At 46.0% G+C, this 23,863-nt stretch carries 24 protein-coding genes and 1 tRNA gene; 7 read left to right on the top strand and 18 right to left on the bottom strand.

Features of this window, described 5'->3' with window-relative positions:
* The first annotated feature begins 88 nt into the window (after positions 1-88).
* Together L3V32_RS01670 and L3V32_RS01675 are read left to right on the top strand one after the other, a co-directional pair.
* Positions 89-1,033 carry a LysR family transcriptional regulator gene (locus L3V32_RS01670; protein ID WP_005396032.1) on the top strand — a complete coding sequence of 315 codons (945 nt, stop codon included), beginning with the start codon at positions 89-91 and terminating at the stop codon, positions 1,031-1,033.
* A 257-nt stretch (positions 1,034-1,290) separates the two neighbouring features.
* Positions 1,291-2,490, top strand: coding sequence for a NupC/NupG family nucleoside CNT transporter (locus L3V32_RS01675; protein WP_065645448.1), 1,200 nt, complete (start codon positions 1,291-1,293; stop codon positions 2,488-2,490).
* A gap of 67 nt (positions 2,491-2,557) precedes the next feature.
* Here L3V32_RS01675 and folD read toward each other — a convergent pair whose 3' ends face one another.
* Positions 2,558-3,418, bottom strand: a complete 861-nt coding sequence (gene folD / locus L3V32_RS01680; protein ID WP_005396027.1) for a bifunctional methylenetetrahydrofolate dehydrogenase/methenyltetrahydrofolate cyclohydrolase FolD — start codon at positions 3,416-3,418, stop codon at positions 2,558-2,560.
* 203 nt (positions 3,419-3,621) lie between these two features.
* On the opposite strand from folD, the gene L3V32_RS01685 reads away from it, so the two are divergent.
* Together L3V32_RS01685 and L3V32_RS01690 are read left to right on the top strand one after the other, a co-directional pair.
* A tRNA-Arg gene (locus L3V32_RS01685) sits at positions 3,622-3,698 on the top strand.
* 163 nt (positions 3,699-3,861) lie between these two features.
* Positions 3,862-5,553 (top strand): class I SAM-dependent methyltransferase, encoded by a 1,692-nt coding sequence (locus L3V32_RS01690; RefSeq protein ID WP_237283703.1) that lies wholly within the window; start codon positions 3,862-3,864, stop codon positions 5,551-5,553.
* Positions 5,554-5,647: 94 nt separating this feature from the next.
* Here the strand turns inward: L3V32_RS01690 and L3V32_RS01695 are convergent, their stop codons facing one another.
* Genes L3V32_RS01695 through L3V32_RS01775 form a run of 17 tightly spaced genes read right to left on the bottom strand, consistent with a single transcriptional unit; the run spans position 5,648 to position 20,862 of the window.
* A complete protein-coding gene (locus L3V32_RS01695) occupies positions 5,648-6,871 on the bottom strand; it encodes a beta-ketoacyl-ACP synthase (protein ID WP_237283704.1) in 1,224 nt (407 codons plus the stop codon).
* Positions 6,868-7,593, bottom strand: a complete 726-nt coding sequence (gene fabG, locus L3V32_RS01700) for a 3-oxoacyl-ACP reductase FabG (RefSeq protein WP_029837311.1) — start codon at positions 7,591-7,593, stop codon at positions 6,868-6,870. Before fabG ends, L3V32_RS01695 begins: the two co-directional genes overlap by 4 nt.
* Positions 7,590-8,054 carry a hotdog family protein gene (locus L3V32_RS01705; protein ID WP_237283705.1) on the bottom strand — a complete coding sequence of 155 codons (465 nt, stop codon included), beginning with the start codon at positions 8,052-8,054 and terminating at the stop codon, positions 7,590-7,592. Before L3V32_RS01705 ends, fabG begins: the two co-directional genes overlap by 4 nt.
* The gene (locus L3V32_RS01710; RefSeq protein ID WP_237283706.1) at positions 8,047-9,234 is read right to left on the bottom strand and encodes a beta-ketoacyl-[acyl-carrier-protein] synthase family protein; all 1,188 of its coding nucleotides are present in this window, start codon (positions 9,232-9,234) and stop codon (positions 8,047-8,049) included. The genes L3V32_RS01705 and L3V32_RS01710 overlap by 8 nt, the downstream gene beginning before the upstream one ends.
* A gap of 20 nt (positions 9,235-9,254) precedes the next feature.
* On the bottom strand, positions 9,255-9,866 hold the full coding sequence (locus L3V32_RS01715; protein WP_025627142.1) for a DUF3261 domain-containing protein: 612 nt from the start codon (positions 9,864-9,866) through the stop codon (positions 9,255-9,257).
* Positions 9,863-12,205 carry an MMPL family transporter gene (locus L3V32_RS01720; protein WP_237283707.1) on the bottom strand — a complete coding sequence of 781 codons (2,343 nt, stop codon included), beginning with the start codon at positions 12,203-12,205 and terminating at the stop codon, positions 9,863-9,865. The genes L3V32_RS01715 and L3V32_RS01720 overlap by 4 nt, the downstream gene beginning before the upstream one ends.
* Positions 12,177-12,797 carry an outer membrane lipoprotein carrier protein LolA gene (locus L3V32_RS01725; RefSeq protein ID WP_237283937.1) on the bottom strand — a complete coding sequence of 207 codons (621 nt, stop codon included), beginning with the start codon at positions 12,795-12,797 and terminating at the stop codon, positions 12,177-12,179. The genes L3V32_RS01720 and L3V32_RS01725 overlap by 29 nt, the downstream gene beginning before the upstream one ends.
* Positions 12,797-13,243: a thioesterase family protein gene (locus L3V32_RS01730; protein WP_237283708.1), complete on the bottom strand. Its 447-nt coding sequence runs from the start codon at positions 13,241-13,243 to the stop codon at positions 12,797-12,799. The genes L3V32_RS01725 and L3V32_RS01730 overlap by 1 nt, the downstream gene beginning before the upstream one ends.
* The gene (hutH, locus tag L3V32_RS01735; protein WP_140114539.1) at positions 13,243-14,796 is read right to left on the bottom strand and encodes a histidine ammonia-lyase; all 1,554 of its coding nucleotides are present in this window, start codon (positions 14,794-14,796) and stop codon (positions 13,243-13,245) included. Before hutH ends, L3V32_RS01730 begins: the two co-directional genes overlap by 1 nt.
* Positions 14,780-16,486: a glycosyltransferase gene (locus L3V32_RS01740; protein ID WP_237283709.1), complete on the bottom strand. Its 1,707-nt coding sequence runs from the start codon at positions 16,484-16,486 to the stop codon at positions 14,780-14,782. Before L3V32_RS01740 ends, hutH begins: the two co-directional genes overlap by 17 nt.
* A complete protein-coding gene (locus L3V32_RS01745) occupies positions 16,479-16,847 on the bottom strand; it encodes a 3-hydroxyacyl-ACP dehydratase (protein WP_005460551.1) in 369 nt (122 codons plus the stop codon). Before L3V32_RS01745 ends, L3V32_RS01740 begins: the two co-directional genes overlap by 8 nt.
* A 10-nt stretch (positions 16,848-16,857) precedes the next feature.
* Complete coding sequence (locus L3V32_RS01750; protein ID WP_237283710.1) at positions 16,858-18,258, bottom strand: AMP-binding protein; 1,401 nt, start codon at positions 18,256-18,258, stop codon at positions 16,858-16,860.
* Between the two features lie 4 nt (positions 18,259-18,262).
* Entirely contained in the window at positions 18,263-18,823 is a 561-nt protein-coding gene (locus L3V32_RS01755; protein ID WP_145474319.1) for a hypothetical protein, read from the bottom strand.
* Positions 18,823-19,080, bottom strand: coding sequence for an acyl carrier protein (locus L3V32_RS01760; RefSeq protein WP_005382279.1), 258 nt, complete (start codon positions 19,078-19,080; stop codon positions 18,823-18,825). The genes L3V32_RS01755 and L3V32_RS01760 overlap by 1 nt, the downstream gene beginning before the upstream one ends.
* Positions 19,081-19,095: 15 nt before the next feature.
* Positions 19,096-19,356: a phosphopantetheine-binding protein gene (locus tag L3V32_RS01765; protein ID WP_005382278.1), complete on the bottom strand. Its 261-nt coding sequence runs from the start codon at positions 19,354-19,356 to the stop codon at positions 19,096-19,098.
* A 13-nt stretch (positions 19,357-19,369) separates the two neighbouring features.
* Positions 19,370-20,137 (bottom strand): 1-acyl-sn-glycerol-3-phosphate acyltransferase, encoded by a 768-nt coding sequence (locus L3V32_RS01770; protein WP_006742871.1) that lies wholly within the window; start codon positions 20,135-20,137, stop codon positions 19,370-19,372.
* The gene (locus L3V32_RS01775; RefSeq protein WP_237283711.1) at positions 20,134-20,862 is read right to left on the bottom strand and encodes a beta-ketoacyl synthase chain length factor; all 729 of its coding nucleotides are present in this window, start codon (positions 20,860-20,862) and stop codon (positions 20,134-20,136) included. Before L3V32_RS01775 ends, L3V32_RS01770 begins: the two co-directional genes overlap by 4 nt.
* 77 nt (positions 20,863-20,939) lie before the next feature.
* Here L3V32_RS01775 and L3V32_RS01780 point away from each other — a divergent pair, with 77 nt between their 5' ends.
* Genes L3V32_RS01780 through L3V32_RS01790 form a run of 3 tightly spaced genes read left to right on the top strand, consistent with a single transcriptional unit; the run spans position 20,940 to position 23,685 of the window.
* Complete coding sequence (locus L3V32_RS01780; RefSeq protein WP_005390458.1) at positions 20,940-21,338, top strand: hypothetical protein; 399 nt, start codon at positions 20,940-20,942, stop codon at positions 21,336-21,338.
* A gap of 27 nt (positions 21,339-21,365) precedes the next feature.
* On the top strand, positions 21,366-22,433 hold the full coding sequence (locus L3V32_RS01785) for a methyltransferase (RefSeq protein WP_237283712.1): 1,068 nt from the start codon (positions 21,366-21,368) through the stop codon (positions 22,431-22,433).
* Between the two features lie 7 nt (positions 22,434-22,440).
* On the top strand, positions 22,441-23,685 hold the full coding sequence (locus tag L3V32_RS01790; protein ID WP_237283713.1) for an NAD(P)/FAD-dependent oxidoreductase: 1,245 nt from the start codon (positions 22,441-22,443) through the stop codon (positions 23,683-23,685).
* Positions 23,686-23,863: the final 178 nt, after the last annotated feature.

Here is a 23,863-nt window from a genome sequence, read left to right on the forward strand (position 1 = left end):
GTGATAAAATAATCACTTGGCATCCAGTATTCAATATGAGGGCTCTTCGGAGTCCTTTGTTTTTCCTATAATCAAATCGAGGTAAAGCGTGTTATCTGAACGTGCCGCACAAATGGTGATCTTCTCCGCTCTTCTTAAACATAAAAGCTTCACAGCGGCTGCAAAGAGCTTAGGCGTGTCGGTGTCTCATGTGAGTAAACAGTTGAGTCAGCTAGAAGCGTCTCTTGGTATCAAGCTTGTTCAACGCACTACGCGAAGCTTTACGCCGACTGAGGCAGGGAAAACCTTTTTTCATCACTGTGAGCAAGTGGTACAAGCGGTGAGCAGCGCCACATTAGAGATGGAAACCCAGCGGGATGAAGTGGCAGGTTTGGTACGTCTTGGATTGTCGCAATCATTTGGTACCTTACACATTATCCCAGCGATTCAAGAGTTACGCGAACTGTATCCTCAACTTCAAGTGGAAGTACATCTGTTTGACTATAAGGTCGATATGTTAGCCGAAGGGCTCGATTTATGGGTAACCAACAACGAGCATTTACCTGAAGGCTACATTGCGCAGCGTTTGACGGATTGCCAGTTTGTTGTAGCGGCATCACCAGATTACTTATTGAAGCATGATACGCCAACAGAGCCGGATGACTTGTCTTCTCACAACTGTCTCATATACAGAAGCTGGGAGCGTGACTATACGGGGTGGGCGTTTACTAAAGATCAGCAGGAGTTGAACGTAAAAGTTTCGGGCAACTATTCAGTGGATCTGGCAGAAGCCGTTCGGGATGCAGCCATTGCAGGTTGGGGCATTGCCTACCTTGCCACTTACTTACTGGGTGATGAGTTTAGAACGGGTAAGTTAATACAGTTGTTACCGGACTGGAAAGCAAGCCAGTCGATGCCTTTTTATGCGGTGTATCCAAGCCGCCAACATATGCCCAAAAAAATATCCGCAGTGATTAACTTCATCAAACAGAAGATCGGTAACCCGTGTCATTGGGATCAACGTCTAGCGCCTTACATATCTATTCCTAAGTAACAGGATCAATGACGTTATTGAACGACACATAAGGTGATTCACTTCACAAAAATTTTTCCAGAACTAGAAACATCTTTTCTATATAGAAACAATAAAAATAAGCAAACGTTTATATTCTTATAATTCAATGCCTTATAATTAAGGTCAATTATTGGGCGCTTAAACTTTTCACACTGTTAACATCCTCAACTTGCAGCATTTTGAGTCCGCTATACAATCCGGTGCCTTCCATATCCCCCTTCTGTCGGATTCATTTTATGAACTCAATTATTGGTATCGTAGCCATACTATTCGTAGCATGGCTACTTTCTACAAATAGAAAAAATATAAAGCTGAGAACAGTGTCGTTTGCGTTTGCTTTGCAGGTACTGTTTGCGTTGTTGGTTTTATATGTACCAGCAGGACGAGATGCGCTGAATTCAGTGAGCAGCGTAGTGTCGAATTTGATCAACTATGGTCAAGAGGGCATTGCGTTTTTATTCGGTAATTTGGCGACAGGGGGCTTCACCTTTGCGATCAATGTTCTGGGTATCATCGTTTTCTTTTCCTCTCTTATCTCAGGTCTTTATCACATTGGTGTGATGCCAAAAATCATCAACTTTATCGGTGGCGGTATTCAAAAGCTGCTGGGTATCGGTCGTGCGGAGTCTTTGTCTGCTACGGCGAATATCTTTGTTGGTACCATTGAAGCGCCTTTGATGGTGAAGCCTTACCTAAAACACATGACTGACTCGCAGTTCTTTGCAGTTATGACAGGCGGTTTGGCTTCTGTTGCTGGTGGAACGTTGGTTGGTTACGCGTCACTGGGCGTTGACCTTAACTACCTAATCGCTGCTGCATTTATGTCGGCACCTGCGGGCTTGCTGATGGCAAAAATTTTAATGCCAGAAGATACGGATAAAGCAGCAGATATCGACATTAGCCAAGTTGAAATTCCACGTGCAACCAACGTAGTAGAAGCATTAGCAGATGGTGCAATGGCGGGTGTACGCATTGCTGTATCGGTAGGTGGTACGCTATTGGCTTTCATCAGTGTCATTGCAATGTTAAACGGCATGCTAGGTTGGATTGGTGATCTTGTTGGGACACCATTAAGTTTTGAGCTCATCCTAGGTTTTGTGTTTGCGCCAGTCGCTTGGTTGTTGGGTATACCATGGCAAGAAGCAACCACAGCAGGCTCGCTGATTGGTAACAAGATTGTGGTGAATGAGTTCGTCGCTTTCATCCAGCTTGCAGAAGTGAAATCTCAACTTAGTGAACACTCACAAGCAATCGTGACGTTTGCTTTGTGTGGCTTTGCAAACATCTCAAGCATGGCGATGCTGATTGGTGGGTTGGGCTCATTGGTACCAGAAAAGCGTGCATTTGTTTCTAAGCATGGCTTCCGTGCGATTATCGCTGGTGTCATGGCGAACTTAATGAGCGCTTCTATTGCGGGCGTGATTTTAAGTCTGTAATTGAAATAGATACCTAAAATTAGCAAAAAGGCTCCTTGCGGAGCCTTTTTCGTATCTGAAGTTTACGTTATTTGTCTGTGTGGAACTGCTCGCAAGCGAGCATCGTGTTCTCAATTAAGCTTGCGACGGTCATTGGGCCAACACCACCAGGGACAGGAGTAATAAAGCTCGCACTTTCACGTGCTTTATCGTATTCCACGTCGCCAACTAGCTTGCCTGAATCAAGACGGTTAATGCCGACATCGATAACCACTGCACCTTTCTTAATCCACTCTCCAGGGATGAAGTTTGGCTTACCAACCGCAACTACGACAACGTCAGCTTGACGCACATGACTCTCTAGGTCTTTGGTAAAACGGTGACATGTTGTCGTTGTACAGCCTGCAAGCAGCAGCTCAAGTGTCATAGGACGACCAACAATGTTTGATGCACCAACCACAACAGCATGTTTGCCACGAAGCTCTATGTTGTAACGGTCTAGTAGGGTAATGATGCCCTTTGGCGTGCAAGAGCGAAGCTTTGGAATACGTTGTGCAAGACGACCAACGTTGTAAGGGTGGAAGCCATCCACGTCTTTCTCTGGGTGAATGCGCTCTAAAACATGTGTTGTGTCGATGCCCGCAGGAAGGGGTAATTGCACTAGAATGCCGTCAATTTCATCATCGTTGTTTAATTCATCAATCAGCGCTAGTAACTCTTCTTCTGAGCTAGACGCAGGAAGGTCAAAAGACTTAGAAACAAACCCAACTTCTTCACATGCGCGGCGTTTGCTGCCGACATAAACCTGAGAAGCAGGATCTTCACCAACTAGAACCACTGCTAAACCAGGGGCACGTAGCCCAGCTTCAACACGAGCTTTAACACGTGCTGCCACTTCGGATCGAACAGTTTGGGAAATGAGAGTTCCGTCTATATTTTGAGCAGTCATGACTTTCCTTATAAATTAAGAAGGCAAATTATCTGCGGCGCATTGTCGCAGAATTTCTTATTAACATCCATACGCAAACGTTTGCTTTGTGGTGTTTTTGAACATTAAGCGTTTTGATGGACTTTTTTTAGGCATTCAGATCAGAATGTTATGAAAACCCGTTGATTTACCCGTTTGAACTCGTATAATCCTGTCCCTGTAGCGCGCCCTTAGCTCAGCTGGATAGAGCACGTCCCTTCTAAGGATGTGGTCATTGGTTCGAATCCAATAGGGCGTGCCATTTATTCAAAAGCCCCGATAACTCTTTGAGTTGTCGGGGCTTTGTCGTTTTTAGGTTTTTGGCTGTAATTACCACTCTATCTACAACTTTTGAATGGCATTCTAGCCATTGCAATTTCTAGCAATTAATATGGACGCATATTAATTATCTTTCGTTAGTCTTTATGCCTGCCACTTCTAATTTTTATGACCAACACGCCGACTCTTTCGCGAAGCAATACACATCGCTCCAGTTTGAGGATGTCCACGCGAGTTGGAGAGTTTTCTGGCCCCAGGCTGGAGATCGCGTGTTAGATGTTGGCGCGGGCTCTGGTCGAGACGCGAAATGGATGGCTGAACATGGGTGTGAAGTTGTTGCGATTGAGCCTGCTCAAGCACTTCTAAGGCTTGGTAAGTCTTACTGTGGCGATTCCGTTACTTGGCTTGAAGATGCATTACCTAAGCTTGAGAAAACCATTAATCTTGGCTTTCGCTTCGATTTAATTCTTGTCAGTGCGGTATGGATGCATCTTGCGCCTACGCACCGTGAACGTGCATTTCGCAAACTTGCAAATTTGTTAGCGCCTAATGGTCGATTGGTGATTAGCCTTCGTCACGGTGACTTTTCTGACGGTCGTAAAGCTTATCCGGTATCGGTTGAAGAGCTCGAAAAGTTTGCAAAGAATAGCGCTTTAATGGTGAGGAACGTATCTCTCGATGATGATCAGTTAAAGCGAACGGGTGTATCTTGGCAAACGGTAGTGATGTCTTTGCCTGATGATGGTTCTGGTGATTTGAATAAGGTTCGTCACATTATCGTCAATGATTCCAAATCGGCTACCTATAAACTCGCACTACTGCGTACTTTACTACGAATTGCAGATGCTCATTCTGGTGCAGTGGTTGATCGCAGCGAAGGTAAAGTTGCCATCCCATTAGGATTAGTTGGCTTATATTGGATTCGTCAATTTAAGCGTTTAATCGATAAAGAGAACATCCAGCAAAGCTCGAACTCGTCTAAAGGGCTAGGTTTTATAAAGCCCGATGGTTGGGGCAGACTTTCCCATTTAAGTCCTGATGATCTTGCTATAGGCGCGACATTTTTTGGCGAAGACGCAGTGGCGCTGGATAAAGCAATAAAAGATAGCTTAAAAACCATAAAAGATGGCCCCGTCGCCTTTACCTATCAGGGCGATAAATCAAACCCTTACTTTGAAATGATTCGTTCAGCTAAGAAGCCAAAAAGTTCAATTGTTGTGGATAGCGAGTTCCTCAAAAGTTATGGGCTGTTTGTGTTGGATGAAAGCCTTTGGGATTGTTTTCGATTGTATAACTCTTGGATTGAGCCGCTGGTGGTCAACCAGTGGATTATGGAAATGCAACGATTTCGGTCTAATCAAGAGCGGGGTATTCCACTGCAAACGTATCATGATTGTTTGGTCTGGATTGATAAAGACCATGATACGCGAGTCGTGCGAAAGAGAATCGAACAGTTGAAGCTCAGCCATTGCGACATTGTCAGTGTATGGAGTGGAAGCAAATTACGAAATGAGTATCACGTTGATCACTGTTTGCCTTTTGCTTATTGGCCCAACAATGATAAGTGGAACTTACTACCAACATCTAAAGTTGAAAACCTAAACAAGCGTGATCGTATTCCTGCTAGCTATCGATTAAACGCATCCAAGCCGCGAATTTTGGATTGGTGGCAGTTAGCGTGGGGAGAGACGGATACTTTGAGTCGGACATTTTTCACTGAGGCTTCAATGTCGTTGCCTAATGTACCTGCATTTTGTCAAGATTTTGAGCATGTCTTTGAAGCGATGGGTTTACAAATTCGTGGTGTTAAAAGTCGCCTTTGTATCGCGGAATGGTAATGTCTTGTTTGCCGTTACAGCGTGATATATGAGCCTGATAGGCAACCAACAAAAAAGCGCTGGTTAACCAGCGCTTTTGCATTTACTAAGGGCATTACATCTTTTTAAAGATGATGGAGGTGTTGATGCCGCCAAAGGCGAAGTTGTTACTCATCAAATATTTCACGTCCAGTTCTCGGCCTTGTCCGGCGATGTAGTCTAAATCGCCACATTGCTCGTCGAGGTTTTCTAGGTTGAGTGTTGGGTTGAACCAACCTGTGTGCATCATTTCTAAACCTAGCCACGCTTCAATTGCGCCACACGCGCCTAGTGTGTGGCCAAAGTAGCTCTTGAGTGAACTGATTGGCACTTTGCCCAGAGCATTCGCTGTTGCGTTGCTTTCTGCAATATCACCGCGGTCGGTGGCAGTGCCGTGAGCAGATACATAGTCGATCTTCTCAGCAGGAATGCCCGCGTTTTGCAAAGCCATTTCCATACAGATTTGCATGGTTTCCATCTGTGGTTGAGTGACGTGTGCGGCATCACAGTTGCTGGCAAAACCGATGATTTCTGCATAGATTTTTGCGCCACGAGCGACGGCGTGTTCGTACTCTTCCAGAACCAGCGTTCCCGCACCTTCACCAATCACCAAACCATCGCGATCGGAGTCATAAGGTCTTGGTGTGCTTTTCGGGTCTTCATTCTTCAGACTGGTGGCAAAAAGGGTATCGAAGACAGCGGATTCCGTTGGGCACAATTCTTCAGCGCCACCAGAAACCATGACCGTTTGGTAGCCGTGTTTGATCGCTTCGTAGGCGTAGCCGATTGCTTGGCTGCCAGAGGTACATGCACTGCTGGTTGGGATCACTCGGCCTTTCAAACCGAAAAATAGACCAACGTTCACCGCCGTGGTATGTGGCATCATCTGCACGTAAGTCGTTGCGGTGATCGCTTTAGTGGTTTTCTCATTCAGCATGACACCAAATGCGCCGATTGCGTCAGTACTGCCTGTTGATGAGCCGTATGCGATACCCGTTTGGCCATTGGTGAGTACGTCGTTACCAATCAAACCTGCTTGGCTTAGTGCGTTTTCTGTTGCGACGGTCGCCAATTTGGAAACACGCCCCATGCCGCGTACTTGCTTGCGCTTGTAGTGCTTTGGCAGATCAAAATCTAAAATGGGTGCCGCGAGCTTGGTGTTCAAGCCATCATACTGTTCGTAAGAAGGCATGTATTGCGTCGCGTTCTGGCAGTCACGCAGTTTTGGTTCGACAGATTGCCAATCGTTACCAAACGCAGTCACACCCGACATTCCGGTTACAACAACTCGACGGCTCATACTAGGCCTCCGTTTACCGAAATGACTTGGCGAGTTACATAGCCTGCGATGTCAGACATAAGGTAACTGACTAAACCAGCGACTTCTTCTGGTTCTCCCATGCGGCGCAAAGGAATTTGCGGCATCGCGTGTTCTTTTACGTGTTCGTCTACCATGCCTGTGTCGATAAGCCCCGGAGCAACGCAGTTAACGGTGATTTTGCGTTTTGCCAGTTCAAGTGCGAGTGATTTTGTTGCACCAATTACGCCCGCTTTTGCTGCGCTGTAGTTGGTTTGACCACGGTTACCCATCAGGCCAGATACTGATGCAAGGGTAACAATTCGACCGCCTTTGCGTTTTTGCACCATTGGCATAACACAAGGGTGAAGAACATTGTAAAAGCTATCTAGGTTGGTATGAATCACGCCATCCCATTCTTCTTCGGTCATTGCAGGGAAAGCGGTATCTTTTGTGATGCCAGCGTTGTTTACGACGCCATAGTAAGCGCCGTGTTCGGCGATATCGGCTTCGAGCTTCTCACGACAATCTGCACGGTCACTGATGTCGAATTGGATAAGGCGACCGCTACCACCATGCTGTTCGATGGTGTTTAGGGTGTCTTGCGCGCCTTGTTGATCGCCCATGTAATGGACAATGATTTGGAAACCATCTTTGGCTAATTGAACGGCAATGGCTTTACCGATGCCTTTGCTGGCACCTGTAACGAGGACTTGTCGGGTCATTGTTGACTCCTGATTTTCATTTCTTGTAATTTTTCTTCTGATGGAACGTAAACGTTCAATTGGCAAGTCGCTACAACAGTTCCTTGTAGCTCAATACGGGCTGAAAAAACCGCCATACCGTTATCTTCCATAACTTTTTCAGCATACACATCGAGCACCTGTCCGCGAGAAAACGTATCGCATTCAGACGTGTATCGACGGCTACCAAGCAAAAAGCCAATCGGTGGCGCTTGTTCTTTCATTAATGCGTGGTAACCAGACCACGCCGCGACAGATTGCGCCATAAACTCAATGCCAACGTAAGCTGGCACAGTTTGAGAGGCCGAGTCGAAGAACGGGTTGTGTTCTACGATATCAACCTGGCAGTGAATCGTATCTTGTTGAACATCCAAAGCACGATCAACCAAAATCATTGGTTTGTCGTGTGGCAAAAGTTGTTCGATGGGAGGAAGTTTAGTCATGAGCGTAACCAAAAATAAGACTAATATTGTTGCCACCAAAAGCAAAAGAGTTGCTGAGAATCGCTTTGTTATCCAGTTTGGTTGGCGTCTCAACTAACGATATATGGATATCGTCTGCTTTGGTTTCGCAGTGTTGTATTGGCAAATCAAGGTTGTACTTGAGAATATGCCAAGCGATCGCTGCTTCTGTTGCACTTGCTGCGCCTAATGTGTGTCCGGTAAGTGGCTTTGTCGAGCTTACGGGAACGGAGTCACCAAAGCAGCGATGAATGGCTTTGCTTTCCATCACATCGTTTAACGGCGTTGCTGTGCCATGCGCGTTGATGTAACCAATGTCTTGCGCTGTAAGTCCTGCATTGGCCAACGCTTTTTTCATCGCTTCTTCTGCGCCTAACCCTTCTGGATGTGGTGCGGAAATATGGTGTGCGTCTGAGCTGTCGCCAGCTCCGAGAAGAGCAACGGGCGCGGGTGTTTTGCTTAGCAACATTAATGCTGCGGCTTCGCCGATATTGATGCCGTTGCGATGTTGGTCAAACGGTTTGCAAAGAGTATCGGATAGGGCTTCTAAACCGTTAAAGCCGTTTAGCGTTAGGCGACAAATGGTATCCACGCCACCCACAATGACCGCATCAACAATGCCAGAGCGAATCAGGCGTTGCGCGGTTAAAAATACACGACCACTAGAAGAACAGGCGGTTGAAACTGAGTAATGTGGGCCGCTCAAATCAAAGTAGGCGGCAATAAAATCGCTGCAGTTGCCAAGCTCTTGTTTGGTGTAATGGTAGTCGGCAGGAAACTCGCCGTTTGCCAGCTTCTCTCCAAACGCGATTTCGCCATCTGAAATGCCAGATGTGCTGGTGCCGATCACCACCGCGATACGGTCACGGCCATATTCAGCAATGGCGTTATGCACGTCGCTTTCGATTTGCTGCAAAGCCGAAAGTGCGAGGCGGTTGTTTCTCGTATCAAACTGGCTGACAGCTGGTGGTAATTGCGGTAACGGCTGTGCAATTCGACCGATTACTGTTTGTCGGCCTGAATTCAAAATGTCTTGGTCAACCACCATGTTGGATGGTTTCGCTCCCGATAAACACTGGTGGATGATGGCGTCATCTTGTCCCATTGCGGAGTGGAAACCACAGGCCTGAATATACAAAGGTTGAGGAGAGCGATTAGGCATATTGTTATTCTAAATTGTTCTTAATTAATCTGATGTTGCAGTGTCTGAATAGAAATTGAAAACTGATGCTTGAGGTGGTGAAAATCAATCTTACCCTCTAATTTGTTAGAAGAACTGTATTGAATCTCAATGATCTTTTCACCGTCGCTATCAAAGATGGCGCGAGAATTATTTTTATCAATCATTTGCCACCTTACCTCATTTAACGATCCTTCCCAAGCGGAACTCGGCCAGAGCGTGATCATCAGGTTAAATAATACCTGTTCTGGCTGCGGTAGCGTACCTTGCAAACCGTTGAGTACTTCGGTTTGGATTTGTTCTCCATCGTAAGACAACGAGAGCACTCGCGTCCCCCAAGATGAGAAGCCTGCCAGTACCACTTCGTTGCTAGTCACTTGCAGTTGCACTGGAAGTTGCTCAGATGTGGGTTTGCCATCAATTACCCAAGAGGCCGTAATCAATTGGCTGGCCGTCAACTGATAGCCCAAGCTGGTTGGAGTCGGTAAGTTAACTTGGGTGTTCTCAGCAATATCGACTTGAGGCGTAGATTGATGAGGTACCAAGCTGCATGCACTTAAAAACAGACTCAGTACGATTAACGTCGCGCAGCGAAAAGCATGGTTAAAAATCATGACGTCGTTTCCTCTGTTTTAATCGCAATCGGAGAGAGCAGCCAAGCAACAAAAATACCACTTAACACCGTAATGCCGAAACTGTGAATCGCGTGAGTTTGGCTTAGTGACAGCAACCCAAATGACAGCATAGTGGTTATTGCCGAAAGGGTGATCGCCAATAGTGTGCTCACACTGCGCGCTTTCTCGGCAAAGAACAGAGTGTAATCGATCCCTATACCAAGAATGAGCACCAAGCCAAGCAAGTTGAACAGGTTTAATGTCGTTCCCATCGCGACAGCCGTTGCCAGACCGCAGGCGCAAGCAATCAATGATGGCAGTAAAACTCGCCAACTGTGTTGCAGACCGTACCGCTTGATTAATACCAGAAAGATCACAGCACTGGCGGCTACCAATAGCTCCATGATTTTGATTCGGTATTCACCAAATAGGGTGGATATTTCTTCTGCTTTATTTAGGTAGGCAACGTCAGGCTGCGATTTGGCAAATGACTTAACAACGGCGGAGTCTTGCAATTGGTTTAACACCACTACCGTTGCCGATTTTCCTTTGATCTTACCCAAATGAAGAAAACGCACAGGTGCCGATACCGGGTTTTGCAAGTACTGCTCAACCGTGACAGGGATAAAGTCGGCGTCCATTTTGGGCTTTTTATTTAAGCCCAGTCCGGATGCAAGTGGGCTGGATTGTGTCGCGTAAAGATCGTGAATCAATTGATAGTCTTGTTGCTGACGTTCCACTGAGCTCACGTAGCGGCTCAGGCTCTGATAGCTTTCGATGGTGCTGTCCGCTTTCCACGCTTCTAATGTTGGCGTCAAAGACTCCAGCTTTTTCATTAGGTTTTCGTCATCGTCGGCGGTAACGACCAACATTTGCTGCGAAGATTGCATGCCACTGAGCGTCGTAATCAAGGTTTCTTGCTGCTTGAGATCATTCGGCATCGTTTGCAGCAGACGAATGTCGTCATCGTAGTTCAATTGCAGCAAGAAAAAGCCACTCGCAACCACACATAACATCGGTAATCCGACTTTAATTCGAGTTTGATTCCAAAGCGTTAACCATTTCGCCAACAGTGATTGTCCCGGTAAATTCGAAATGGTGCGCGATGGGTTACGAGCCAGTATCGGATACCAAGCCACCACGGTGATGTAAGCGGCAATCAGACCAATGGATGAAAACAGCGCAAGCTGCTGCAAACCAGGAAACGGCGCCACTAACATGCCCAAATAGCCGATCAAACTGGTGATTAAGCCAAGTGTGATCGCTATGAAAATATGCTTTAACCCTTGCTCGCTATCCCATTCATTTCCCGCCGCAAGACGTTCGGTTAGGTAGTGGAATGCGTAGTCGATAGACACGCCGATTAAACTTGCGCCAAACACTAAGCTGAACAGATGGACTTTTCCAAAAATCCACGTCGTAACGGACAACGCAACGAGCAAACCAATGGTGATGGAAAGCAGTGCCAGAGACAGTGGCATCACACTACGAAAGACCAACACGAACAATGCAATGATACCGAGCAGAGAGAACACACCGATGGTACTGATCTCCGATTTGGCACTTTGCGTACCAAAGTCGGCGTAAAATAGAACGCCTGTATGTGAGACTTCAGCGCCATATTTCTGCGCGACGCTTTGTTCTAGCGCTTGAATATCAGGGACTGCAAGCTGCCCAGCTAGGCTATAAGGCGAGTCTTTAAGCTCAGCAGTAATAAGTAAGTATTGAGCACCGTCTTTTTCGACGGATAGATAGCCGTTATCCAACCGGAAAGAGGACGATTGCTGGGTAACTTGGCTTAAATAATCACGAAATAGCAAGAAAGGATCATTTTGTAACTCTTGCCCGGTCACTCCAGAAAACGGGTTGTACAGCGACTGAATCACATGCTGCACTTGCTGTTCTGGATTTTGGCTTAAACGCTCTCGTTGTTCAGGCGTCAGCAATTGGAAGCGGTGCTTAAAGTAGTAACTCGCCCAAGCTTGCTGTTCTTGAGGTGAGATTTTTCCTACCACATCGCGAAAATGATTACTTTGGCGTAACCCCTTATCAAATTCAGCGGCCGCTGCAAAAAGGGCATTTTTGTCCGGCGCTGTGATCACGAAAATGACTTTGTCGCTCATACTTGCCGAGACCGACTCAAAGGCTTGCTCAGCCACCGGGTTTTGTTGGTTCTTCGGCAGCAGTTTTAAAATGTTGGTCTCAATCGGAGATTCTGCACTCCAAACCCATTGTTTGAGTAGCAACGCGCCCGCTAAAACAACGAGATTGAGCCAAACCAGAGCAAAGGTATGAGTGCCGAGACTGAGTTTAGAAACGGAATTGAGCGACTTCGGCATCCGTGAGTTCCTGAGGTAGAGAGGTCTGGTTCGTAAACGTGATTTCGGTCTTATCGCCGCGCAGCTCTTGTAGGGTTAGGCGATCAATGTGCGTTTTACCGGAAAGAGTGATGGATTGAAATACTGCATTTAATGGTGACTGTTTTGGCACTAAAACGAGCTGCCACTGATTGTTCTCAACTGAAAAATCGAGTGTGAATTGTTCTTGCAGTGCAGAAGTATCCCCGTGGAACACGGATAAAAATACATGGCTAAAGTAGAACGCCATTGGGTTTTCTTCTGCAGAGATCGTTTTCGGAGCTTGGTCGGCAAAAGTCTGACGAAGTTTGTTTTCCGTCAATACCAAATTGACTGCGAAAGGTTCTGTTTGTTGCCACAACAAGCCATGTGTTTTGCTCAGTGTGAACTGACCTTTAGAGGTTAGAGGTTGAGTGAACATTTCCAGATGACGCTGCTGCGTAAAATCTCCGCGTACGATTTCATGCTGAGACAACTGCTGTTGAAGCGATGCCAAATCCGTTACATTTACTGTCGATGTTGCCAGTGCTGAAACAGAAAATATTAGCAAAAAAGAGAGTAACCACTTTTGCATTAGTTCAGGCTCCCATGGTTGTGCCATTGCTCTACTTTATCTAAAAAGACTGCTGGAGAAACAAAGCACATCTCTTGCTTTTCAATGGATACGGCGACTTGCGTTGTATGCGCTTTGCACATACGTTGATTCGTATCGGCGTCGTAAATCACGTAATCCACACGTAAGCGGTTTTCCCACTCAGTGAGTTGCGCGGTAATACGAATGGTGTGATTAAACGGAATCGCCTTGACGTATTTAACGCGCGTGTCGATGATCGGCCACATGTACCCAGAGTCTTGCATATCGCGATAGCTGTATTGGATCTTCTCCATCAGCACACGACGCGCTTCTTCAAAATATCGAAAGAAGTTGCCGTGATAAATCACGCCCATCGGGTCAGCATCTTGAAAAGAGGTGACCATAGTCACCTCCGCTTCTAATGGGTAGAGAACCTGCTCTTGCATTATACCTCCGCGTAGAGTGGCCAATGACGTTGCTGAATGCGTTCAATGAAATGGCGCAAATCTTGTTCTAATGGGCGATCTTCAATCACAAATTCAAACTCGCTCAGTACGGCGTCACGAATTACTCGCAAACTCTGACTCATGTGGTGTTCGTCCAATTCGTTATGACGACGACGAATCTCAACCGCTTGAACGCTTGCTAGGAGTGAAGCCGCAGCAACTTGCTCTGTTAACTCAAGTACGCGTAAGCAATCACGAGCCGCAATGGTGCCCATGCTCACTTTGTCTTGGTTGTGACACTCGGTTGAGCGAGAAAAAACGCTCGCTGGCATGGTGTTTTTCAACGCTTCTGCCGTCCAAGCTGAGATACCAATCTGAACCGCTTTAAAGCCGTGGTTGATCGGTTTACGTTCGCCTTCTGCACCGGTTAAGTTAAACGGCAGGCCGTTATTGAACTTGTAATCCATCAATTGCGCCATCTGACGATCCAGCAAATCAGCTAAGTTGGCAATGTTCACTTTCAACGTATCCATCGCCATTGCGATATGACCACCGTAGAAGTGACCGCCGTGCAGAACGCGCTCGTTGTCGCCATCGATAATTGGATTGTCGTTGGCACTATTTAGTTCATTCTCGATCAATTGACGTAGCCAAGGCAGTGAGTCTTGCACCATGCCAATTACGTGTGGCGCGCAACGCAGCGAGTAGCGATCTTGCAGTCGGTCGCTATTGCGTGGCGGACGTTCAGCATTAAGATCATCACGCAGCCAAGCCGCAACTTGCTGTTGACCAGGGTGAGGTTTTACCGCAAACAGCGCTTCATCAAAATGGAAGTCATTACCTTGCATACCCACAGAGACCATCGCGGTAATCTTGGTGCATAGCTGAGCTAGGTATTCTGCGCGTTTGTAGGCAAGACAGGCGAGGGCAGTCATCACGGATGTACCGTTCATTAACGCCAAACCTTCTTTTGGTTTTAGGCGAATTGGCTCAATGTCCAGCTCTGCAAACACTTCTTGTGTTGGTCGCACATCGCCTTTGTAAAGCACTTCACGCTCGCCAATCAAGGTCGCCGCTAGGTACGACAGAGGCGTTAAATCGCCGCTTGCGCCCACCGAGCCTTCTTGTGGAATACGCGGCGCAATGTCGTGATTGATAAGCGTAACGATTTGGTTCAACAGATCGTGAGATACGCCAGATACGCCTTGCGACAATGAACATAAACGGGTTGCCAACACCGCGCGAGCCTGTTCATGAGAAAGGATTTGACCCAAGCCACAGCCATGGAAGCGCGTAAGGTGCAACGGAAGTTCATCCACAAGCGCGGGTGGAATCGCCACTGTACATGAATCGCCGTAACCCGTGGTCACGCCGTAAATAACGCCTTCTTCTTTCAGTAATCGTTCCAGAAACGCCACGCCACGATCGATTTTCGCGGTAAATTCTGGCGAGGTGTTCATGCTTGCCTTTGCACCTTGAGCAATGGCAACGACATCTTCGATGGTTAAAGATTGGGCACCAAAAGTGATGTTGTGATTATTGTTGTTTGTCATGTGGCTGATTACTTAAAGTCCAGAAGTTAAAAAAGTTATACCACTGTAACGGCGCTTGCAGTGTGTGGTGTTCTAATCTTTGTGCGTACTGTTGAACAACGCGTTCTAGTGCCTGCCGACGCTCCTTGCGTGGTAGCGTGATTTGGTCACTAAAGTGTTCAAAGTACACATTAAAATGCGGAGTGTTTGCTTCGTCGTCGCGTAGGCCGAAGAGTAGGTAAACCGGTGCTTTTAATACCGAGGCCAGCATGAATGGGCCTTGCGGGAATGGCGCGGGTTTACCAAGAAAATCTGCCCAAACGACACGATTTTCTTTGCTGGTGGAAGTGCGATCGCCAACGATCACCACCCATTCGCCTTGCTCGATTTTTTGTTGAAGCAGAATCGCGGTGTCTGGCCCCATTGAGCTGACTTGAATCAGATTCAGTTCCGAATTTGGGTTTACCGCCTTCATTACCGCATTAAATTGTTCAGCGTGTTGGGTAAATACCAAGGCATTGATTTTGACATGAGAGTGTCGACGACCAAGCGCGCGGCAGAGTTCGATATTGCCAAGATGCGAGCCTAAAATGAGCACGCCTTGTTTTTTCTGCGCCATCTCTTCGAAATGATGCTGGCCGTGAATGGTTAGGTTATCGACGTTAAAGTCACCTTGCCATGCAGCCAGTTTGTCGAGCATGGTTCGCCCAAAAGAAAGCAGATGATGATAGCTGTCCAACTGTTTTGGTAGTGCGATGTTCTGCTGCGCTGCGTAGCGCTGCAAGTTTTGCAGGTAAATCTCAGACGCTTCGCGGGCAGATTTACCCGTGAAGTGGTAGTAGCGCATGACTAGTTTTAAAATCAGGTCGAACGCTTTTCTACCGAACAAGCGGTAAACCGCGAGCAAGGTTTTGATGCCTAAAATCGTGCCTTGTTCTTTTCGTTTCGACCAGTGGGCATTGCTGTCATCTGTGTGACGGCGCTTTCTGGCGAGTAGCGAAGGAATGCGCGGCAACATGCCAAAAAATAGGCGAGTGTGCATCCAGCTTATCTTGACGTTATCCCACAATGCGTCGAAGTGGGAAATGCCACCTTCAGGGTAGATCACGCGCGTTGGAACAAAATCAATATCGACGCCTTCCCAGTACATTCGCACCAGAATTTCGATGTCAAAATCCATGCGTTTGCCGATGTTGTATTTGTTCAACACGGCGACCGTTTTCGCCACTGGGTAGGCGCGGAAGCCGCACATGCTGTCTTTTATAGACAGTGACAAGGTTTCTATCCACACCCAAACGTGCGTAGCGTAGCGACCATACAAACGGGATTTAGGTACGCTCTCGTCGTATATCGGTTGGCCAGAAATCAGGTTATCTGGTTTTGTTTCGCTGGCGCTGAGCAATTTCGGCAATGCTTCTAGGTCGTGTTGACCGTCTGCGTCGATTTGAATGGTGTGCGTAAAACCAAGCTGGTGAGCTTGATGTAGGCCAGCCATCACCGCGCCACCTTTGCCTTGGTTTTCACTCAAACTAATCAGTTTTATCAGCCCTTGCTCACTCAACGCTGAAAGCGCTTGTTTGGTGTCTTCATTACTGCCGTCGTCCACGACCAGCACTGGCAAATCGAAAGAGGATAACGACGCAACCACGTCTGCAATTGTGCTGCCGTGGTTGTAGCAAGGAATTAAAAAGCAGGGACGGTAATCACTCACGTGACTCACCCAGTTTCATTTTGCCTGAAGAGTGAGTCACCAAGGTTTCACCGTTTTTCGATGTGTACTTAAAGGTCAATTTCTCGCGCTCATTGTCCCAAGAGAGTGAGAGACAAACGTCGGCGTTTGGCAGAATCGGCTCTTGAAATTTGATGACTTCCATTCCTTTAAATACCTTGGGGGTGTTCAAATATTGAACGGCGTAGAACAACGCCCAGTCAATTTGAGTGACGCCGGGTAAAAGAGGAAAGTGACTGAAATGACCTTGGAAATCTAAGATGTCAGCATCCACACGCAGCGACAGCTCCGCGGTGTGGTCACTAACTTCAATATTCTGAATAGTTGGTTTTCTTTTTTCCATGTTACTAGCTTTATTGGAATAATTTTTCAATTTCAGCAACTTGGCGTTTGCCTTGGCTGTTCAATGGAATTTCGTCGACCACTCGGAATTTTCTCGGGATAGCGATCGGTTCTAGCCAATTGCGCAGTGCCTTGCGAAGCTCAAGCCAAAATTTGCCTTTACCAAGTTCATTAAGCACATCGCTGCCTTTATCGTTAAGTACGATGATCGAGACTAACGTGAGGCGACCAGATTCTTCCATTGGGATCACCACGCTTTCTTGAACCCACGGCAATTGCTCTAAACGTTTTTCCACTTCGACAAGGGAAATACGCTTTTCTTCGACTTTGACGATTCGGTCAGTGCGTCCAAGCAATTCAAAAGAAATACTATCATGGAAATAGCATTCATCCGCAGTTTGGTACCAAGTGTTTTCATCAATGTGTGGCGAGCGGAGCTTTAAACAATTTTCATGGTTAAGCTCGGCTTCAACACCAGGGAATAACGTCCAAGGAGTGCTGGCTACGTGCTGCTGACGGTAAGCGATGCCGCCGGTTTCTGTGCTGCCAAAGACTTCAATAGGAAGTGACCCAAACAACAGCTGGCTGTGTTGCGCGGCTTGGTTTGGCAGGGGGCCACCAGAAGAAAATACGCACCGAATCGCGACCGGATTATGCTCTTCACTGAGTCGTTTTAGTAACGCAGGGCTGCTTACTAGCGTGGTGTCAGCATCGGCGTGATGGACAATTTGCTCTGGGAACTCAAGGTTGTGTGCTGAAAATGGACGTGCAGAGCACAAAGGCCACAATACGCGGAACAGCAAGCCGTAAATGTGTTGATGAGAGACGGTGCTTTCAACGCGTGTGTTGGCAACCGTGTCGCCCCACAGGTTGTCTAGAATAGCAACTTCGATATCGAGCTGTTTCAGCGTTTTTGCAATGGCTTTTGGTTTGCCGCTTGAACCCGAAGTGAATAGCGTCACTGGTATTTGTGCCAGATTCAATTCACGCCAAACATAAGGTTGGTCAACCTGTTGTTTGTTAGTCAATGTGGTTTCTAACAATGAACTAGCTTCGATTAAAAGCGAACTCACCTGTTCTGGAACCGAGACATCGGCATCATGCAGCAACAAATCGTAGTGATCACTGAGCTCTTTGAGTGCTTCTGGTTGGTAATTACCAGGTAATACAATGGATTTTCCTGCGTGGCAACAAGCGAAAAAGCCAACGGCAAACAGGTAGCTGTTGCCAAAACACAACGCAATGTTTTGCGTTGGTTGGGTTTCTAACTGCTGAGCAAGCGTTGCGACGTGCTGCTGGAAATCACCCCAAGTGATAACTGTGTCGCGATCGTAAGAGACAGGGGATTGCTCAGGCCTCTCTGCGACGAACAAGGTCGCTAGGGAGGTAAAGCTCGAATACGTTGTATTCATACGATTAGTGTTCCTTTCGAACAAATTGACGCACGATCCATTCTCCAGCGAACAAGCCACCAGCAAGTAAGTAGCTGATGAGGCCGTTATAAAGCGTCCATATTTTTACTGGTAGGAAACAGGTATAGAGCGCAAAAGCGGCATTCAGTACAAAAAAAACGCACCAAACCATCGTGACTTTGCGTGTGTAAGCCACGCCACTAGCCGGAAGGTCAGGCTCTTGCAAGCGAGCAAGCCTTTCAATGATTGATTGCGGCTGTTTTAAGCTCAGCCCAAAGACACACAGCATACATACATTGACAACCACAGGGTAAAACTGAAGCCACCCGTGTTGTTTAAACACCATGCCAAGTGTAATTAGAACAATGCCAACAGCGCCCGTAGCGAGCGCCAAGAATTTAAACTCTTTTAGTGGGGTCTTATTTGCGACGAAAACACGCAAAAGTAACGCAGCAATTAACAAGCCCCCGACTAAGTTCAAGCCAAATTTATCTATACCGAAATAGACGGCGAAGGGGTAGGCAAACAGTACAATTGCAGACAGACCAGTCAGCAATTGGCGCATTAACTTTCCTTCAATAACTCAGTGACGGCGTTAACCACATCGTCAACGGTTCTTACAGCACTAAACTCTGCTGGCTTGATTTTTTTGCCAGTGACATTCTGTAGGTGTACGACCAAATCAACGGCGTCAATGCTATCAAGGTCGAGATCTTGGTATAAGTGCGCATCTGACTGAATGTCGGCTGCGTCAATTTCGAACAGCTCAACAAGCGCATCTTTAACTTGTTCAAATACTTGATCTTTATTTACATCAGTCATGAATATACCTACAACTTATTCATTAGTTTGAGAAGAAACGTATTTCGCTAGGTTTGCTACAGAAGCAAAGTGTTCGCGCGTGTTTGAGTCGTCGGCATCAATAACGATGTTGTATTGTTTTTTAATTGCGAGTCCAAGCTCAAGTGCATCGATAGAATCTAAGCCAAGTCCATCACCAAAAAGTGGTGCATCCGTTTCAATATCATCTACGGTTAAATCTTCAAGGTTTAAAGCATCAATAATAAGTTGCTTAATGTCGTTGTGTAACTGTTCCACTGGGACCTGCTTATTAATAAAAGTTTTCTGGAAAAATGTTTTCAGCTAGGTGCTGTTGTAAGCGTCGCGCCGCTATTGTCGGCGACGTAGTTTGCTTTATAAAAGGGTCAATCTCAACTTTATCCTTAACTTCAACCCTGAAAAAAGGCTTTGTTGCCGGTACTTGATACCATTTTTTCTCTTTTGTGAGGAAACTTGGCGTTACCGTAATATGGACAACCCTTAAATCTCGTTCTGTTCTTACTGCAATTTGCGCTGCGCCGCGTTGTAATTTTGGTTCTACACCAGGTGTTGTTCTTGTCCCTTCAGGAAATATAAGCAACACGTTGCCTTTGTTAAATCGTTCATCACAAAGTGCTAATAAATCATCCGGCGCTTCATTGGGAATATATCCGGCTGCTTTTACGATGTGCTTCATAAAAGGATTCGACCATATTGCCGATTTTACTAAACAGTCGCAGCGATTTAATTGTGAAGCAATGAGAACGTAATCGATTAAACTAGGATGGTTGGCAACAATTAAACAATTACGATCTTGTTGAAGAATATCGGCACCAATAATTTCGTAATCGATTGCTCCACTTAACTTCATCAATTTACAAAAGGTGTTGAATGAATATCGAATCGCACCTTGAACTTTATATTCACGTTCCGTTTGGTCTGAAACGAAAATACGAATGGTCGGAATAACAATGAAGCTTAGTGCTAAACCACCTAACCCAAATACTGAAAAACAAAAGCCGGTTGCTAGCACACGCCAATACTGATTTAAGCGACTCATTGCTTGTGCCATTCCCAAATTTGTTGCGGAGCGTGAATAGTCCACTGATTTTCATCTAACAAGTAGTGTTGCAAAAACGCTAGGCCTTGTGGCAACGGATGGTTTGAGCATTTTGCACTGATGCCGCTTTGTACCGTGAAGCTATCTCCATGAGAAAGTATCAAGCCGAGTCCAAACCCTTGGTATTGTTGGTTTTCATATTCTAAATAAGAGTCAGGCATAGGCTCATCAAAATCAACAAGCAGGACTTTTTTGTCAGGATTGTCGGACAAAAACAGCCATGCTTCTAATATTGCACTTTGGAATGTGTTTTCTGCCGCAGCGATCGAAGTTAGGGGGATGGGCTGTTTGGTTGCAATAGTGGCAAGCCCTGCGGCGGTATTATGCACTGACTGAGAAAAAGCCATCGGAGACGCTTCTTCACCGTTAATAATATCTTTAACTAACGCAACACTGCGATGCAATTCGCCATGACGACTCGAAAATACGAGGTAATCAACCTGATGTTGATTAAGCAATTCGATTGCCGTTTGCACTGCCAGTTTGCTAAGTGGACTCATTCTTCTGCGCATCATCGCAGGAATATCTGCAACATTGATTTTGCCATCTTCTGGCCATTTTATCTCTGTTGCCCATTGTTTCCATTCATTGGATTCGGATAAACCGAATGAATTCGCTGTCCACGCATCAATATTGAACGAAATGTTGATCTTCGAGTTTGGCATATTGGGTTAAATTGTTTATTTTACAGCTCGATACAAATTGGGCTTTACCCAAAGTCATAATAAAAAAGGAAATTATCATGTCGCGTTTTAAGCTGTATGTCTCGTTATTATTAACTTTGCTTCTTGTCGGTTGTGGACGAGTACAACCTGTAATGAATGTGGAGGATACTCCAGTTGCTTATGATCTTCAAAATAAACAAGTAAAAATGGCCATTGTGCAATCGGCAACCAACCGAGGTTGGACGATTGAAGAAGTAAGCCCAGGCGTTCTTATTGCAAAAATTCACGTTCGTAAACACTTTGCAGAAGTAAAAATTCCATATAACAACAAATATTACTCAATTATTTATCTCAACTCAGTAAATCTAAAAGCCAGTGATGGCAAAATCCATCGCAATTACAATCGTTGGATAAACAACTTGAATGTTGATATTCAACGAGCTATTGCATTGTTAGGCTCTCAGTCTAAACAATAAAAATATTAATTGCAGTTAGGTTTTTCCGTGTTAAATCAAAATAATGACCCTTTTAATGCTTTTGAAGCAAAAACAGAAGCTCAGAAGTTATCTTTTGCACCAATCGTGTTCCAGACCGCCAGAACGCTCCGAGATTTAGGTATTTTAGCCGCGCTAGACAGCGCCGGTCCACAAGGCATGAGTGCCACGGACATTGCCGAGAAAACGGGCGTGTCAGAATATGGTGTCAAAGTATTGTTGGATATGGCGATTAGCGCACATATTGTTTTATGGGAAAGACCTAACTATTCGCTTGCGAACCTTGGTTTTTACCTTCTTCACGATGGTATGACGAACGCAAACATGGATTTTACGGCTGATGTCTGTTACGCCGCGATGATGCATCTGACGGAAGCGATTCAAGAAGGTAAGCCTTCAGGTTTGAAAGAGTTGGGCAATTGGGAGACGATTTATCAAGGTCTGTCGACGCTGCCAGACCAAGCCAAACAGAGTTGGTTTAAGTTCGATCACTTCTATTCGGATCGCTCGTTTCCATTACTGCTTAAAGAAGTGTTTGCAAGCAAGCCAAAGCACCTAGTGGATATTGGTGGAAATACCGGGAAATGGGCTATTCAGTGTTGTAAGCATGATCCTGATGTTGAAGTTACTATTGTCGATTTGCCGCAGCAATTAGAAGTGGCGATGTCAAATGTCTCAGAAAACCAGTTCGCCGAGCGTGTACGTCCATACCCTGCTAACATGCTTGATAAAGCACAAACATTGCCTGAGCATGCTGACGTATGGTGGATGAGCCAGTTCTTGGATTGCTTTTCACCAATTGAGATCCTAAATATCCTTAAAAAAGTCAAAGCCCAGTTAACGAAGGGAGATACTATTTACGTATTGGAGCTATTTTGGGATGCCCAAAAATACGCGGGTGCTTCCTATAGTCTTAATGCAACCTCTCTCTACTTTACCTGTTTAGCCAACGGCAATAGTCGTTTTTATCGCAGTGATGATTTCTTAGAAATTGTCGAAGCGGCAGGTTTATCTGTCGCCGAAAGAACCGACAACATTGGCCTTGGTCACACCTTATTAAAACTACAAGCAAACTAAATTCAGAATGAAAACAGAGCTCAAGCAAGTTGTCGTCGTAGGAGCGGGCCCATCTGGCTCCACCGTTTCTGCGTTATTAAAATCGCGTGGCATAGATGTCGTTGTCATAGAAAAAGCCACCTTTCCACGTTTCTCTATCGGAGAAAGCCTGCTTCCTGCATGTATGGAAGTTGTCGAGCAAGCCGGAATGACCAATGCGGTAAAGCAGTTTGGCTTCCAATATAAAGATGGCGCTGCATTTCGTCGCAATAGTGTTTACACCCAGTTCGATTTTACGGACAAATATACCCCAGGGCCGGGTACGACGTTTCAGGTGCAACGTGCCAGTTTTGATAAAGTGCTCGCCGACAGTGCCGCAGAGCAGGGCGTCGATATTCGTTATCAACATGAGCTAGTTAGCTTGGCGTTTGAAGGCAAAAAATCGCGCTTAGAAGTTGTTGGGCCGAATAAACAGACCTATCAAATCGAAGCTGATTTTGTTTTGGATGCGAGTGGTTTTGGCCGTGTTTTGCCACGCTTGTTGGATCTTGAAGAGCCTTCTTGTCTTCCTCCAAGAAAAGCGATATTTACTCACATTGAAGATCGTATCTCTCCACAAGAGCCAGAGTACGATCGTAATAAAATTCTGATTTCCGTGCATCCTGAAAATCACGATGTATGGTACTGGCTAATTCCATTCTCGAATGGTACATGTTCGTTTGGTGTGGTGGGTGAGCCTGAGTTTTTCGAGCAATACCCAGAAGATAAGCTTGCAGCTTTGCAGCAGTTGGCGAATGAAGAGCCGGGGTTGGCTTCTTTGTTGCGAAATGCGAATTACCCAAATCCAACAGGAGAGTTGGGTGGCTATTCAGCGAACGTCAAACGTTTAGCGACAGAAAACTACGCACTGCTTGGTAATGCCGGGGAGTTTCTTGATCCTGTGTTTTCATCTGGCGTTACTATTGCCATGAAGTCAGCGGAATTTGCGGCCGATTGCGTAGCTCGTCAATTAAATGGTGAAGTGGTTGACTGGCAAGAAGAGTATTCGGAACGCTTGATGGTGGGGGTGAACACATTCCGTACTTATGTGGAGGGGTGGTACAACGGCACATTGCAAGATGTGATTTTCTACCAAAACCCGAATCCACGTATTAAGCAGATGATTAGCGCGATTTTGGCTGGGTACGCTTGGGATACAAACAACCCTTACGTAAAACAAAGCGAACAACGTTTGTCGACGCTCGCTGAGCTGGTTCGAGAAGCGGAACTGTAAGAGTATAAATTCTCTTAGCTGAGGATGCGTAAACCTAGGTCTTACCGAGAAATTGGTAAGACCTTTTTTATTCTCGACAATACCTTTTTATTTGTACTTCGAGCTTACTGGAGACATCTTGACCACTTGTTTCGAGGTGTATCGAATTTGAGAAAATTTATAGTGATTATGATCACAT

This window comes from Vibrio sp. J2-4 (assembly GCF_021728155.1).
Lineage (GTDB): Bacteria > Pseudomonadota > Gammaproteobacteria > Enterobacterales > Vibrionaceae > Vibrio > Vibrio diabolicus.